Origin of the sequence: Methanosphaera sp. WGK6 (assembly GCF_001729965.1) — an archaeon.
In the GTDB taxonomy this organism is placed as follows: domain Archaea; phylum Methanobacteriota; class Methanobacteria; order Methanobacteriales; family Methanobacteriaceae; genus Methanosphaera.
On sequence record NZ_JRWK01000006.1, the window covers coordinates 1 to 16,655 of the forward strand.

Annotated in this window: 13 protein-coding genes; 6 read left to right on the forward strand and 7 right to left on the reverse strand. The window is 27.0% G+C overall.

Going from position 1 to position 16,655, the window contains the following annotated elements:
- The 3 genes from NL43_RS08290 to NL43_RS08490 all read left to right on the forward strand — a co-directional run.
- Positions 1-2,985, forward strand: a 2,985-nt coding sequence (locus NL43_RS08290) for an S-layer family protein (RefSeq protein WP_084790399.1), incomplete at its 5' end; no start/stop codon positions are given.
- Between the two features lie 261 nt (positions 2,986-3,246).
- Positions 3,247-4,644 (forward strand): argininosuccinate lyase, encoded by a 1,398-nt coding sequence (gene argH / locus NL43_RS04120; protein WP_069592780.1) that lies wholly within the window; start codon positions 3,247-3,249, stop codon positions 4,642-4,644.
- A 63-nt stretch (positions 4,645-4,707) separates the two neighbouring features.
- A complete protein-coding gene (locus NL43_RS08490) occupies positions 4,708-4,842 on the forward strand; it encodes a hypothetical protein (RefSeq protein WP_256365390.1) in 135 nt (44 codons plus the stop codon).
- Here the strand turns inward: NL43_RS08490 and NL43_RS04125 are convergent.
- The 5 genes from NL43_RS04125 to NL43_RS04145 form a co-directional block, all read right to left on the reverse strand.
- Positions 4,835-5,860 (reverse strand): 7-cyano-7-deazaguanine synthase, encoded by a 1,026-nt coding sequence (locus tag NL43_RS04125; protein ID WP_069592781.1) that lies wholly within the window; start codon positions 5,858-5,860, stop codon positions 4,835-4,837. The genes NL43_RS08490 and NL43_RS04125 overlap by 8 nt on opposite strands.
- Before the next feature lie 8 nt (positions 5,861-5,868).
- On the reverse strand, positions 5,869-7,521 hold the full coding sequence (locus NL43_RS04130; RefSeq protein ID WP_069592782.1) for a glycosyltransferase family 39 protein: 1,653 nt from the start codon (positions 7,519-7,521) through the stop codon (positions 5,869-5,871).
- A complete protein-coding gene (locus NL43_RS04135) occupies positions 7,521-7,976 on the reverse strand; it encodes a hypothetical protein (RefSeq protein WP_069592783.1) in 456 nt (151 codons plus the stop codon). The genes NL43_RS04130 and NL43_RS04135 overlap by 1 nt, the downstream gene beginning before the upstream one ends.
- A gap of 133 nt (positions 7,977-8,109) precedes the next feature.
- On the reverse strand, positions 8,110-9,315 hold the full coding sequence (locus NL43_RS04140; RefSeq protein ID WP_069592784.1) for a glycosyltransferase family 39 protein: 1,206 nt from the start codon (positions 9,313-9,315) through the stop codon (positions 8,110-8,112).
- Between the two features lie 216 nt (positions 9,316-9,531).
- The gene (locus tag NL43_RS04145; protein ID WP_069592785.1) at positions 9,532-9,741 is read right to left on the reverse strand and encodes a histone family protein; all 210 of its coding nucleotides are present in this window, start codon (positions 9,739-9,741) and stop codon (positions 9,532-9,534) included.
- Between the two features lie 748 nt (positions 9,742-10,489).
- Here NL43_RS04145 and NL43_RS04150 point away from each other — a divergent pair.
- Both NL43_RS04150 and NL43_RS04155 read left to right on the forward strand, forming a co-directional pair.
- A complete protein-coding gene (locus tag NL43_RS04150; RefSeq protein WP_069592786.1) occupies positions 10,490-12,268 on the forward strand; it encodes a ribosome biogenesis/translation initiation ATPase RLI in 1,779 nt (592 codons plus the stop codon).
- Positions 12,269-12,292: 24 nt separating this feature from the next.
- On the forward strand, positions 12,293-13,465 hold the full coding sequence (locus tag NL43_RS04155) for a TIGR04083 family peptide-modifying radical SAM enzyme (protein ID WP_069592787.1): 1,173 nt from the start codon (positions 12,293-12,295) through the stop codon (positions 13,463-13,465).
- A 129-nt stretch (positions 13,466-13,594) separates the two neighbouring features.
- On the opposite strand, the gene NL43_RS04160 is transcribed toward NL43_RS04155, so the two are convergent.
- Positions 13,595-15,181 carry a thiamine pyrophosphate-binding protein gene (locus NL43_RS04160; RefSeq protein WP_069592788.1) on the reverse strand — a complete coding sequence of 529 codons (1,587 nt, stop codon included), beginning with the start codon at positions 15,179-15,181 and terminating at the stop codon, positions 13,595-13,597.
- A gap of 11 nt (positions 15,182-15,192) precedes the next feature.
- Positions 15,193-15,654 (reverse strand): deoxyuridine 5'-triphosphate nucleotidohydrolase, encoded by a 462-nt coding sequence (locus tag NL43_RS04165; protein ID WP_069592789.1) that lies wholly within the window; start codon positions 15,652-15,654, stop codon positions 15,193-15,195.
- 179 nt (positions 15,655-15,833) lie between these two features.
- Here NL43_RS04165 and NL43_RS04170 point away from each other — a divergent pair, with 179 nt between their 5' ends.
- Positions 15,834-16,646, forward strand: a complete 813-nt coding sequence (locus NL43_RS04170; RefSeq protein WP_069592882.1) for a DUF368 domain-containing protein — start codon at positions 15,834-15,836, stop codon at positions 16,644-16,646.
- The last annotated feature ends 9 nt before the right edge of the window (positions 16,647-16,655 follow it).

The window sequence follows — 16,655 nt, forward strand, 5'->3', positions numbered from 1 at the left end:
GATGATGTAACAATCTATGGAAGAAACTCAACATTAGATGTTGTCATTACTAATAACACTATTGGAAACACTACTATTAATGTAACTGTAATTGACAGTGAAACTAATAAAACAATTCCTAACGCTGATGTCATTGTAACTCTTCCTAATGGAACAAACATCACAGGTAAAACCGATGAAAATGGTAATGTAAATGTACCTGTGGACATACCTGTAGGTGAAAACAATATAACAGTAATATATAATGGAGATGACACTTATAAAAGTACTAATACAACTGTAACAGTTAATGTAGAAAAACGTGAAAGTGATATAAATGCTGCTGTATCTAATAATACTGCGGGTAATGTAACTATTGATGTCACTGTTACTGATCTGGTTAATGGTACTCCAATAACTAGTGGAAATATCATAATTACCACAGAAAATGGTACTATTGTTGGTAAAGGTAGTGTAGATACTGATGGTGACGCTACTATTATAACTAACATAACCAATAGTGGGGTTTATGATTTAATTATCACATATGAAGGTAATGAAAACTATACTGAAAGCAGTACTCTAGTTAATGATGTAAGTGTTGTTGGTAGAGAATCTGAAGTTATTGCTAGTGTTCTTAATAACACTGTTGGTAACACAACTATTGAAATTAATTTACATGACTTTGTAACTGGTGAACCTATATATAATGCTGATGTTACTATAACTCTTCCTAATGGAACTGAGATTGTAGCTATTACTGGTACTGATGGTAAAGTTAATGTAACTATGAATCTTTCTGTTGGAGAGAACACAATTATTGTTAAATTCAATGGTGATGAAACTTATAATGCATCTAGTACAACCGTTGATATCAGTAGTGTTAAACGTGATAGTTCTACTAGTGCTAATATAGTTAACAACACTGCTGGCAATGTAACTGTTAATGTTACTGTAGTTGATGCTATAACAGGTGAGATGATTGTCAGTGGTAATGTATCTGTAATAGATAATAATGGAAATATTATAGGTAATGGTTCTATTGTCGATGGTAATGCTATTATTGTTACTAATATTACTCAAACTGGTGATTATACATTAAATGTAAGTTATAATGGAAATGAGGAATACATGGGTAGTAGTACTATTCTTAATGATGTAAATGTTATTGGTAGAGACACCAATATTGACGTGGTTATTACTAATAATACTGTTGGGAACACTACTATTAACGTAACTGTAATTGACAGTGAAACTAATAAAACAATTCCTAATGCTGATGTTATTGTAACTCTTCCTAATGGAACAAATATCACAGGTAAAACTGATGAAAATGGTAATCTAAGTATTTCTGTTGATCTTCCTGTTGGAAATAATGACTTAAATGTAACTTATCCTGGTGATGAAACATACAATGGAACTAACACTACTGTAAATGTAAACGTTGGTAAACGTAACAGTTCTACTAGTGCTAGTGTAGTTAACAACACTGCTGGTAATGTAACTGTTAACGTAGTTGTAACTGATGCTATAAATGGTAACATGATTAGTAGTGGTGATATAACTATTCGTGATGATACAGGTTCTATTATTGGCACTGGTTCTATTGTCGATGGTAATGCTGTAATTATTACTAACATAATTCAAACTGGTGATTATACATTAAATGTAAGTTATAGTGGAAATGAGGAATACACTGGTAGTAGTACTATTCTTGATGACGTAAATGTTATTGGTAGAGACACCAATATTGATGTGGTTATTACTAATAATACTGTTGGAAACACTACTATTAATGTAACTGTAATTGATAGTGAAACTAATGAAACTATTCCTAATGCTGATGTTATTGTAACTCTTCCTAATGGAACAAACATCACTGGTAAAACCGATGAAAATGGTAGTGTAATAATTCCGATAGATGTTCCTGTTGGGGATAATAATATAACAGTAACATATGTGGGTAATGAAACATATGATGAAACTAGTACTACTGTGAATGTTAATGTAACTAAAATTCATAGTATAATTGTAGTTGACTCAGTAATAGGAGTTATTGGTGAAAATATCACATTAATAGCTTATGTAACTGATGAATATGGTAATCCAATTACTGGTGGTAATTTAGTATTTAAATTAAATGGTAAAACACTTAGAATTGATGGATCATTTAACAGTACAGCAGCACCACTTAAATTTAGTGTTGTTAATGGAACTGTAACATATACTTTAACTGCTGATTTATATTTAAGAAATGCTAAAAATTTATCTGCATCATACAGTGGATCAAAAAAATATACTGAAAATATATCTCAAGTAACAACAGTACAAATTGCTAAAAGAACAGCAGATATCACAGTAACAACAATAAATACCACAAAACAAGATAATGATATAGAATTAACAGCAACATTAACTGATACTACAAGAAATGGAACAAATATAACTGCAATAAATGAAGGATATGTAGTATTTAAAGTAAATGGAATTTCCTTAAAAGATATGGATGGAAACACAATACGTGTTAAAGTAGAAAATAACACTGCAAAATACATATACCATGTATCTGCAGGAATGGCTAGTGTAGATGGACAAGGAAATCTTAGAAACTATACTGTAGAAACAGTATATCAAAGTGATATATTCTATCCTGATGCAAGAAATACTACAACATTCCATGTTGAAAAATCTAATATAACTTTAAATATAGATAACATATTAATAAATAACACAACCAAAACAATAACAACTATATCTGGAAATATAACAGATTATAATGGAAATTTAGTGGTTGGAACAAATAAAGTATGTGTTAAAGTAAATGGAAAAACACTCAGAGATAATAATAATGATACAATGTACTTCACAGTAACAAATGGAAACATAAACCTAACAAATATAAATACAACAGGCATAAAATCATTCAATAATATAACAATAGTAACTGGTGAAAGACAAGCATACAATGCAGGACGAAATACAACAACACAACTAACAATAGTATAAAAAAGGAAGATTTCCTTCTACATACTATTTTTTTTATAACAATTTTTATAAATTCTTATTTTTGCACATATTATAAAATCATTTTTTATTTTTAGATATATTGGCTAATACCCTATTGAAAACAATTAATCTTAAACATAATACTCTTTTTTTAGCATAGTTTTAAACTCTTTTTTAACTAATAACATAACATAAATTAATGAGATTTAACAAATAATAGATTAATGTATAAAATGAATTAAAATAGATTGGAGGAATATTATGGATCTTAGAGCAGGAAGATTTGATGGACAGATGACTGATGATGCAGCAGCTTTTTCATCATCAATAGAATTTGATAAAAGAATATTTGAAGCTGATATAAACTGTAATAGGGCACACACTACAATGCTTATAGAAGAAGAGATAATTCCTAAAGAATCTGGTGAAAAAATATTAAAAACATTAGATAAATTAGAAAAAGAAGGATTAAGTGCTTTAAATCTTGACCCTTCATTTGAAGATATTCACATGGCTTTAGAGGATTATGTAACAAAAGAAATTGGTCCTGAAGCAGGTTTCATGCATACAGCTAAAAGTAGAAATGACCAAGTATGCACTGATATAAGACTAACCTTAAAAAATGAAATTGAAAACACGATAATTAATATTAAATCATTTATTAATACAATTGTGGAAATGGCTAAAGAGAATACACATACCCTATTTATAGCATATACTCACTTACAACATGCACAGCCAACAACTTTTGCTCATCATTTAATGGCTTATGCAAATGAATTAAGACGTGATTGTGAAAGATTAATAGATACTTATAAAAGAGTAGATATGAGTCCATTAGGTTCAGCAGCATTAACAACAACTGGTTTTCCAATTAACAGAGATAGAACTGCAGAATTATTGGGATTTAGTCAAGTTATGGATAATTCCATTGATGGTGTAAGTAGTAGGGATTTTGCTGCAGAAGCAATTTTTGATTATGCAATGTTATCTACAACTCTTGGTAAAATTTCTGATGAAATAGTAATTTGGAGTAGTTATGAATTTAGAATGGTTGAATGTTCTAACCAGTATTCCTCAACATCATCCATAATGCCTCAAAAGAAAAACCCTGATATAGCTGAACTTTCACGTGGAAAAAGTACAATAGCTTATGGTGAATTAATGACAGTACTTGCAATGATTAAAGGAATACCTCATAGTTATAATAGGGATTTACAAGAAGTAACTCCTCATTTATGGAATGCAATTGATAATACTAATGATATTCTAGGTATAGTGCATGGTATGCTTAGTACTTTAACAATTAATAAAGAAAGAACTGAAGAATTAGCAGGAGCAAATTTTGCAACAGCAACAGAACTTGCTGATGTAATAGTAAGAGAAAAAGAACTTCCATTTAGAACAGCACATAGGATTGTTGGAAGAATAGTGTCTGATGCTATTGAAGAAGGTGTAACTACAAATGACATAGATAATGATTATGTAAATAAAGTTGCAAAAGAAGTAACTGGTGAACCATTAGATTTAGGTGAAGAATTAGTTAATCAAGCATTAGATCCTCTTAAAAATGTTAAGTCAAGAACTGTTAAAGGTGGATGTGCACCTGGAGCAGTAGAAGAATCTATTCAAAATATGGAAAAATTTCTTAAAGAATAAGAGTAATAAGTAATATATAAAATTATATTACTTTAATAAAAATTTTTAATGAAGATGATTTTAATGGATGATATTAATATTTACTGGTATGTTGCAGCAATAATTGTTGGTTTTCTATTACTTATTTATCCACCATTAGTAGCATACATAATAGGTTTATTTATGATAGCATATGGTGTACTTCAAATAATTAAATAGTTCTAATTAAATCAAGAGCTTCACCAGGTTCTAGTATGCCTGCACGTGTTTCTCTTAAAACTCTTTGTATGGAAAATGGTCTGTACTGAGGATATTTTTTATGAACTTGGACTACTAATGGACATCCATACCCTTTTATTTTTTTCACTGAATAATTTGTGACTACATTTTTAATTTCTGATTTTTCCATTCTAAATAATGCAGGTAGGTTTATTCTAATAATATCCTCTTTTTCTACAATTGATTGTGATCCTGTTGATAATAAATCTCCATAAATCATCATATGACAACCTATTTCTTTAACTTTTCTAGATACTTCCCCTTCTATATGGCTAGAACATCTTCCACAAGGATGTATTTTTCCTGTTAGTGCATCATTAATTATTTCACTCATGTCTGTTTTTATATATTCATGTGGAACATTTATTTGGGATGTTAAATTATCAATATTATATCTAAATTGTTTTGGTAATACTATTGTACCTGGATTTACAGTAAGTGCAATTACATTAAATCCTAATGCTTTAGCAAGTATTGTTGAAAAACTACTATCTACACCACCGGATAATGCTACTGCTACTTTTGTATCAACAAGAGGTGTTCTATCTATATTTTCTCTAATATAATTAGCAACAATAGTATTGTCATAGGGAGCTTTCTGTTTTTGAGATAGTAATTTGTATAAATTATTGAATATATCTTGATATTTATCGGGAATTACATTATTATCTATTAATTTTTTTGTATGTTTTACAGATAGTTCTAGTTGATATTCTTTTAAAACAATGTCTGTATAAGAAATTACATGGATTGAGTTAACTTTTAGTTCTTCTCTAAGTTTTCCAACAACCCAACCACCTTTTCCAATAATGATTGATTTTTCTGGTCTATCGGGTGTTATGATAGTTAATTCATCATTTTCATAATATAAATCCTTTATTTCTGGTTCTACATAATCATGACCTATATCTTCTCTTATTTTAATTATTTTATTGATTATTTCTTCTTTTGTATACATATAATACCCTAATTTTTTTCATATATTTTTATTCTGTAAGATGTATTGTTATTGTCATAGATTGTATGATAACCTTCTATATTTGTAGTATTACTTGTTGAATCAATATAATACTTCGCATTTATAGAATTTAATTTATTTTCTAATGTTTCATTATTTGCTTCAAGTACTCTTGGAATTGTAGTGTAGGTGTATTTTTTAAGATACCAACTAAATACTACTCCTCTATCTGAAGATATGTTTTCATTCACTAATTGATGATTATAGTTGTTCAACCAGGTTGCTGCTTCTTTTTCTTCATTTGTATGAGGGTTTTCGTGTGTTAGTGATGTCATGTAACTAATATTAATTGGTATTAGTATTATGAGTAGTATTACTAGTATAGTGAGTGTTGTTTTCTTATTTTTTGTATTAATTATTGATGTCACATATTCTATTCCCTGTATCATGAAGTAAATTACTGGTATGAATATTGGTAAAATATATCTATCAACTTTCACGGGGTGATATGAATGCATTATAATGAAAATTCCCATCCATATAAACATAATCATATCAAGTTGTTCAAAGTTTTCGGGAAGTGTTTTGTATAATAATAAAAGTATACCTACAAAAAGTACTTCTGTGATAATATAAGATATATGAGTATAACTAATTATCATAATAATTGATAAAATAATAATTACACCTAACGAAATTTTAGTTTTCATATCCTTATTTTCATAATTTCTAAAACAACCAAACAATAACTTTAACAGCCCAATAATCATAAAAAATAAAATAACAAATGATAAAATACTAGGAATATTATGTACTGTTGATAAGATAGCATTGTAATCAGTACTCACATGTAAACTAGTTAAAAATTCAGGCATATTTTGAATATAATACCATGGATTTAATTCATAGCCAATATTAATTGAAGATACCTGACTACTACTTGATACTTCTATAAATTGACTTAAAAAGGGAATAGTGCCCTGTTTTATAAGATAAACTCCTCCAATAATAACACTGATAATAATTATAAATAAAAATAACTTTTTAAAATTATTCTCATTTAATTGTTTTTTTAATTTATTGAAATTTAATGCAAGATAACTAATCATTACCAAAAGAATAAATCCGCCAGTAAATCTTGTGAAGAATGCAACAACAAAACATAAAAATGCAACATAATAATAATTAAAATTATCATTAAGACCTTTTATTGTAAAATAAACCGCCCATACACTAAAAGCAAGAGATGGAAGATCATTAGAACCAGTAACAGCCCATGTTACAACAAGAGATAACATTGAGAAAAAGATACTACCAACAAAAGATATTTCTGGACTAAATTTCTCATTAAATATTTGATAAATTCCAAGAATTAATATAATAAATAACACACCAGAAACTGCAAACATTGTTGTCTCAGATATAAATCCTAATTGGAAAGGAATTGATACTAAAAGAGATAATACTGGTGGTACACTTAATTGACTACCAATATTTATATGAGCAAATAACATTGCATTTTGTAAATAAACAAAAATATCCCAGTAGCTAATACCACGAATACTCTGACAATAAACAAGAATACTTGTATAAAAAACCATAAATATGGTTAATACTATAAATAATTTATTTTTCAATGATTTCATGTTTAAATGTACCATTATAATCCCCTTTCAAATTTCAGTGTTTCATTAATATAATTTTTATAATGTTCCGAATCAAAATTTTTGGTATGACTTCCTAACTGATAACTATTTTCATATATTGTAACATCACCAATTTCTTTCACAATAGTTAAACCTGGAAAATCTAATTTCTTAAAACTATTTGTATCAACATACAATGAAGCTGCATGATGTGTATTATTTTGAGATAATATTTCTTTGGAAAATAGTTGTGAACCATTCTCTGAATATAAATCAGGAACTCCTCTTTGAACATAAATATTAGTATACCATGTAACTGCTGGCCAATTATCAGAATAAATAATTGTGGTATTATCTATTTCAGGATAATTTTCAATAATCCATTCACAAGAATCTTCAACATCCCTATAATGATTAGCTTGTGGAATTTGACTTAAAAATACTAAACTATTTAATATAATAAATATCACTAAAATCACTGATACAATAGATGATACTTTAATATTTTTAAATGTAAATCGTGAATCAATATACTTATAAATGCTACTAATTGTGCATGTTATGAAATAAGCTATAAATGGAAGTACTGTGATAAAATACCTATCATTTTTTTGTAGATAATATTGACTGGAATACTAAATAAACTACAAATAATGAAATCATCAGTAAATCATATTCTAAATATTTAATATTATATTTATTTCCAAGTAACCATATAATTCCCATAACTATTAAAAATAATATAATTGTTACTATATATGATATTTGATTCATAGTTAATAAACAAATAATACTTAAAATTATTCCAATAGTGATAAATATCTTATTTTTCTTATTTTTAAATTTAATATCACTTGTTTTAATTGTATGATACATATTATGAAATATTAATATAATTCCAGATATCATTAAAATAATATAAATATATGCAAGTATTGTTGGTATATTGCCCATTGGATTAACAATAGCATTAAATGTACTATTAGGTGGTACTATACTTGATAAATAATTAGGTATATGTGTAATATAATACCATGTATCTGGCAAGTATCCTGAATCTATAACTTGAACATTTGATACAGTTCCACTAAATTGATCTAAAAATGGAAATGGTGTTCCTAATACTTTATTAAATTGATTTAAAAACCAAGAAATACTTAGAATCCCTAGTGTTCCTCCAAGAATAATGTCCTTTATCTCATTTAAATTTACTCTATTTATGATAATATAGAATATCAATGGAAAAATCATGACACCTGCAGTATATCTTGATAAAAAAGCATATGCTGCAATAGGTATGGCTAAATAATAAAATTTAGTATTATATTTATGTGCAACTAGTACTAAGTATACTGTAAGTAATGTTCCAGTTACACCAATAATATCATTTCCACCAATAGCAACCCATGAATAAAGTAAAGTAAATGTAGCATAAATTAAACTTCCAACAAGACTAGTATTTCTATCAAATTTAAATCGTAGTATCAAATATAAACTAACAACGCCTAAAATATAAAAAAATACATCTAAATTAAATATAATTTCTTCATATGGATGTCCAGCTATTAAGAAGAATTTAGATATTATCATAGGAAGAACAGGGGCTATACTTTGCACATCACCCCATCCCATTTTAGAGAATGTACGTGCATTTTCTAAATATAAATAAGTATCCCAATTACTAATTCCAAGAGTATATTGATTTAATAACTTTGGAATACTAATAATTAGTAATATACCTATTATAAATAGTATGTAATATAATTCTATCTTATTATCTTGGATAATTTTATGAATCTTATTTATCATTTCTAAACTCCAAAAAATATCATTAAATTATTGAAGATATTTTTTTTATTATAAGATTGTATGTTTTTAATTAGAATTATATTTTTAACATATTATCCTTTAATTATTTAAAAAAAGAAATACTAGTTAAACATTAATTATTTAACCAGTGGCTGAAGTTTAAGGTAAATATTATTTTTTTTATAAGAATATTCTATTTAAATTAATGTTAATAGTCTAAAATTTAAGTTTAACTACTAATTCAATATCAGATGCTTTTACTGTTTTTCTTCCTGAGTGTTTTGCTATTTTAACAGCTTCTGCAGCTATATCATTTCCGAGTTCTGTTAATACTTTTGATAATTCAATTTTTGCGTTTTTTGTTGCTCTTGGTGCACCTGCGTTAGATAAAATTCTACCTATTGGTGCAATTGGTAAAGTTTCCACATTATCACCTCTATATTTAATAATCTATTTTTGTAGTATTTATATGTATTGTTTTTTAATTTCTATTTATATTATCTCTTTGATGTATAATATGGGTTTAATTAATTGGATTTATAATGTATATTCTATAATTAGTAAGTATTTTTAAATTATATCTTTTTATTGTCAGTATTTACTTAATTTTAAGTATAAGTTTATTAAGTATTAGGTACTTTAAAAAAAACATTTATTTCTTTAATCATAGATTAAAATAAAATGATAGCTTTAATCATACATTAAAATAAGCTGTTTTATAAATAATAAAAAATAAAAAAAGAGTTTAATACTTACTTATATTAGTTAATTTAGTAAATAAATATTATTTTACGTATAATTTTATAAAATAATTGTTTATTATTAATTATATTATATTATTTTAAATATACTATTATTAATATCATGTTTAACTAATTTTTATTATTTAAAATAAAATAAAATAGTAATATATTTTAATTTTATAAATTAAACTATTTTAATTCTTTTTTTTAAAAATATTATTTTTTGACTATATGGGACTTTAAATAAGGGATTATCATTATCTTTTTCAAGTAATAGAATAATTATATATAATTATTAACATAAATATTATTTAATGTTAAATCATTAAAAAATACTAATTATTTCATAAAAAATCAAAAGAAAATGATTTAAATTTTTATAATCACATTAATTGAATTTTTAGAACTAAATACTATAGGGAGTATATTTTTTGAGTCGAATTGCTATATTAGAAAGGGATAAATGTCAACCAAAAAAATGTAATTATGCTTGTATTGAATACTGTCCAGGAGTAAGAATGGAAGAAGATACAATTATAATTAGTGAAGATGATAAAAAACCATTAATATCAGAAGAACTATGTTCTGGGTGTGGAATCTGTGTAAATAGGTGTGTATTTAATGCAATTAGTATTATAAACTTACCTGAAGTATTAACAGAACAACCAATACATAGATATGGACAAAATAGCTTTGAGTTATTTGGAATGCCAACAATAGAAGAAGGATCTGTTGTAGGATTACTAGGACCAAATGGTATTGGAAAATCAACAATACTAAATATACTATCAGGACAAATCATACCTAACTTCGGAAATTATGAAGAAGAAGGTTCATGGGATAATGTAATAGAATATTTCAAAGGTTCACAACTACAAAATTACTTTAAAAAACTAAGTAATAATGAAATAAAACTAGCATACAAACCACAAATGGTAGATCAATTACCAAAAGTAGTAAAAGGAAAAGTATCAGAACTACTAGAAAGTGTAGATGAAAGAAATAAATTAGATGAAGTAGTTGAAAAACTAGAACTAAAAACTACTTTAAATAGAAAACTAGATAAGCTATCTGGTGGAGAATTACAGAGAATAGCAATAGCTGCAACAGTATTAAGAGATGCAAATTTCTACTACATAGATGAACCAACATCATGGTTAGATGTAAAACAAAGATTAAACACAGTAGAAGTAATACGAGATCTAACTGAAGAAAATCGTAATGTACTAGTAATTGAACACGATTTAGCAACACTTGATGCAATGAGTGACTATGTACATGTAATGTATGGTGAAGAAGGAGCATATGGTGTAGTCTCAAAATTAAGAGGAGTAAGAGTAGGAATTAATGCATATATAAATGGATTTTTAACTGAAGAAAACATAAGAATACGAAAACAACCAATAGAATTTGAAATAAGACCACCAAGTGATTTAATAGAATCAGAAACAATAACAAAATACACAAATTTCCATAAAAAATATGATAACTTTGAATTAAAAGTAGATGAAGGAGAAATAAATCAAAGTCAAGTAATAACAGCATTTGGACCAAATGGTATAGGTAAAACAACATATGCAAAAATATTAGCTGGTGTAACAGAACCAGATTCAGGGGATGTTGAAGAAGAAATAAAAATTGCATATAAACCACAATATATATTATCTGATTTTGAAGGATCTGTACAAGACTTTTTATATATGCATGCAAGAGGTTATGGAACAAATGTATTTAAGACTGATATTTCAAAACCATTTGACTTAGATAAAATTTTAGATAAACAAGTAAGTAAATTATCTGGTGGGGAATTACAAAGATTAGCAACAGCAGTAACACTATCTCAAGATGCAGATGTTTATTTACTAGATGAACCTACTGCATTTCTTGATGTAGAACAAAGACTCAAAATAGCAAAAGCAATAAAACATTTAATTACAAGAGATGATACATCAGCAATAATTATAGATCACGATATAGTATTTATTGACTACATATCAGATAGAGCAATGGTATTTTATGGAAAATCAGGTTCTTCTGGTCATGCAACAGCTCCAATAAACTTAAGGGATGCGATGAATAAATTTTTATCTGATGTGAAAATAACATTTAGGCGAGATAAAGAAACAAACAGGCCAAGAGTAAATAAACTAGAAAGTTATCTTGACCGTGAACAAAAAGAAAAAGGTGAATATTACTATCTTGAAGAATAAAAAACTTCAAATGAAGGTGAAATAATGCATATAATGATAATACCAACAATGGGATGTCCAGCAAACTGTAGTTATTGTTGGAGTTCAGAAACAACATCACTTGTAATGTCAAAAGAAACAATGGATGATACAGTAGAATGGTTAAAAAATTTTAAAAAAGAACCTGTAACATTCACATTCCATGGTGGTGAACCATTATTAGCAGGTTATGATTTCTATGAATATGCATTAAATAAAATTGCTACTGAATTAGATTTCTTATATCCTGCATTTGCCATACAAACAAATTTATGGTTAATGGATGATCATTTAGCAGAATTATTTAAGAATTATGAAGTACCTATAGGTAGTAGTCTGGATGGTCCAAAAGAATTAAATGATATTCAACGAGGAGTAGGTTACTATGAAAAAACAATTAAAGGTTATGAAATTGCTAAAAAACATGGTCTTAGGGTAAGTTTTATTAGTACTTTCACAAATTATTCTATTAAACGTAAGGAAGAAATCTTTAATTTCTTTAAAGATAATGGATTTAATCTGAAAATACATCCAGCGCTACCCTCAATCAAAAGTCATAAAAGTGATAATTTTACACTTGAACCTGAAGATTATGGTGAATTATTATTATATTTGTTAGATCAATATCTTGACTTAGCAGATAGAATTGAATTAAAAAATATAGATCATTTATGTAAAGGTGCATTTGTACGTAAAGGATTAGTATGTACTTATGTTGATTGTATGGGAAGTACCTTTGCAGTAGGACCTGATGGTAGTATTTATCCATGTTATCGTTTTGTAGATATGCCTGATTATGTTATTGGTCATGTATCTGATAAACCAACATATGATGAATTGATGGATAGTAAAGCTGAAAAATTATTGCTTGAATATAAAGACTTTGTGGATGAAGATTGTAAAAATTGTAAGCATATTGATTATTGTAGGGGTGGTTGTCCATATAATGCTCTTACAATAAGTAATCATGAAGTTAACTGTGTTGACCCTCATTGTAAAGCATATAAAATGATTTATGATGAAATTGATGAAGCTTTAAATCAAAAATTAAACATAGCCTTTGATGAATTAAATGATGTTGTTGAAAAAGATTTTAATTTCACATTAAATGTTGGCTTTGAAAATCAGGAAAATAACACAGGTAAAAAGTTTACTGTAATGGATATTGCAATGAAATAATTTCTATTTTTTTTAATATTGTGGAATTAAGTTATATTCCATACTTATTTTTTTTTATTATTAAGATTTCTATAAATACTGATTCAACACTCTTTTTTTTTAAAAAGAAATACAATGGTTTTTAAACCATTATGGTAGAGGTATATGTACATCATCTACATTAATATTGAATAAATGTGGTTTTTTATTCTTTTTAGCTTCTCTTATTTTTGTTGTTAGCTCTTCAAGGGATGTTATATTATCTGATTCTATATCATAAGCTTCAGCTATTTTTATAAAATCAGGGTTATTTAATGTTACCTGGTATTGTGGTAAATTGGCCATATCCTGCCATTGTTTTATGATTCCTAGAAGATTGTTGTTAATGATGAATATGATAATTGGTAGTTTGTATGTACTTATTACACCTAATTCTTGTATTGTCATTTGTATAGATCCATCACCTGTTGTGGCAAAGATTATATCGTCTGGTCTTGCAAAAGATGCTCCAATACTTGCAGGTATTGAATAACCCATTGGACCAAAACCTCCAGGGAATAACATTTGGGATTGTTTGGTAATTGTGGAATCTATTGTTAGGTATGTTGGTGTTGTTCCAGCATCAATTGTCATAGTTATGTTATCTGTTACTTCATTAAGTATGGTTTCTATAACTTTTTCTGGATGTAGTTTTTTTGTTTCACAGTATACTTTATTTTGTATATCTTCTTGGTTATTTATTCTAATTTTCCATTTATTATTATTTACTGGAAGTTTATTTTCATTTAGTTTGATTAAAAATTCTTTTATGTTATTGTTATAGAAGTATTTTGCATGGTTTTGTTCTTTTTTTGTATTAATTTGTACTATGTTTTCAGTGTTTATGTGACTTGTTGTTCTGTCACTTAATCTAGAACCAAAAGCTAGTATTAAATCTGCATGTTCTGAAGCATAGTTTGCTTTCTTAGTTCCTCTGTTTCCAATTAATCCAAGATTTCTTTTATTTTCTTCAGATAGTATTCCTCGTGCATGGTATGTTGTAGTCATAGGTATTTTTGTTTTTTCAATAAATTTGATTAATTCATTTGTTGCTCCTGCATAATTAACTCCAGAACCTACAATAATTAATGGTTTTTCAGCATCTTCTATTAATTTAATTACTTCTTTAATATCAGATTCGAGTGGTGCTTTTATTTTATTTCCTTTTATTACTTTGTGGTCTACATTCATTGGTTTAATTTGTATATCTTTAGGTATGTTTATGTGAAAGGGGCCTGTTATTCCTTGTTCATTATTATTAAAAATTTCTTCAATGTTATTCTCTAATTTTTCAGGAGTAGATGAATAAAATGATTTTAAAGTAATTGGTTTAAATACAGTATTAATATCTAAATCTTGGAATGAATCAGTTCCCTTATCTTTCTTTGAAACATCTCCTGTTATAACAATAAGAGGAACATTATCCTTATATGCTGTGGATACACCCATTACTAAATTCATAGCACCAGGACCCGCAGTAGCTAAACAAACACCATACTTGCCTGTTATACGTGCATATGCATCAGCTGCATGTACAGCACCTTGTTCATGTCTCATAAGTATATGTTTAATATTAGATTTACGAAGTGCTTCATATATTGGAATTATTTGTTCTCCAGGATAACCAAAAACATATTCAACCCCATATGATTCTAGTTTATCTACTAAATACTGTGCAATATTCTTGTTTATTTTCATGAATTACCTCCCTATTTTTTCTCTTGATAACTACCATTATATTCACCAGAACCACTAACTGGGAATACAACTGCTTGAGCTATTCTTTCACCTTTTTTAATTTTATATGAGTATTCTCCATTATTAACTACCATAAACTGGAGAGTTCCATAAAATCCTGGATCACCTACAGCTGTATGCACTGATATAAAAGAACGTAGTAAAGTAGATCTGGGGAGATATAACATAGTATATCCTTTTGGAATGTTAGTTTTACCCTCTATTGTAACACTATATGCTGTTTTTGGTTCTAATGTGTAAATATTGTCTTCACAGTTAATCTCTTCAAGTTCAGGTAAGTTTTTCTCATTATTAATTAATGAACCTGGTCCTACTTGTCTATAAATTTTGTCTAGTTTAAGATCTATGCCTGATGGTTGTATTGAATCCTTGTATTCTGGAAATAATTTTAATAATTCTTTTTCTCCTAACATGATTAAGGTCTCCTTTAATAATATTTATTCTTATTACAGTTATTTAATGTTAATCTTATAATGTTTATAAAACAAATATATAAATCATAAATATCATGAAAACATGAAACTAAATAATAGGAGGAGTAAAATTGGCTGAATTTATGGATTTAGTGAAAATATTTCTAAGAGGATTACTCATGGGAACATCAGACATAATGCCTGGTATTTCTGGTGGAACGATAGCTTTAATCACAGGAATATATGATAAACTAATTAGTTCTATAAGTAATATTAAACTATTATTTTTAAAACCACTATTTAAAGGAGATTTAAATGGTTTTAAGAATCAATTATTGGAAGAAATAGATTTTAAATTTTTCATACCTCTAGGATTAGGTATTATAATTGCAATGATTGTAATGGCAGGTATAATTAACTTTTTATTAACTGATTATGCTGGTTTCACATATTCATTCTTTGCAGGATTAATATTAGCATCCATCTATATATTATATAAACAATTAGATGCATTTAATATTAAATCAATATTAATCTCAGTAATATTTACAATACTAGGTTATATATTTGTAGGTTTAAATCCTATACAAGCAACACACTCACTACCTGTATTATTTATATCTGGATTTATAGCAATATGTGCAATGTTATTACCGGGAATATCTGGTTCATCATTATTACTATTATTAGGACAATATGAATATATAATTGAAGCACTTCATAATTTAGAACTAGTGAAACTAATAATATTTGTATTAGGTGCAGCAATAGGATTTATGGGAATGTCCAGAGTAATAAAATACTTACTTGAAAATCATAAACAAACAACAGTTGCTGGTCTTATAGGTATAATGATAGGATCTATGAGAATACCTCTACAACAAATAGTTGGAGTGCAAACAACTGCACTACCTATATGTATCATAATTGGAATAATAGGAATGGCAATAGTTTTAGTAATTGAATTAAAATCAAACTATGAATTAATATAATGGAGATAT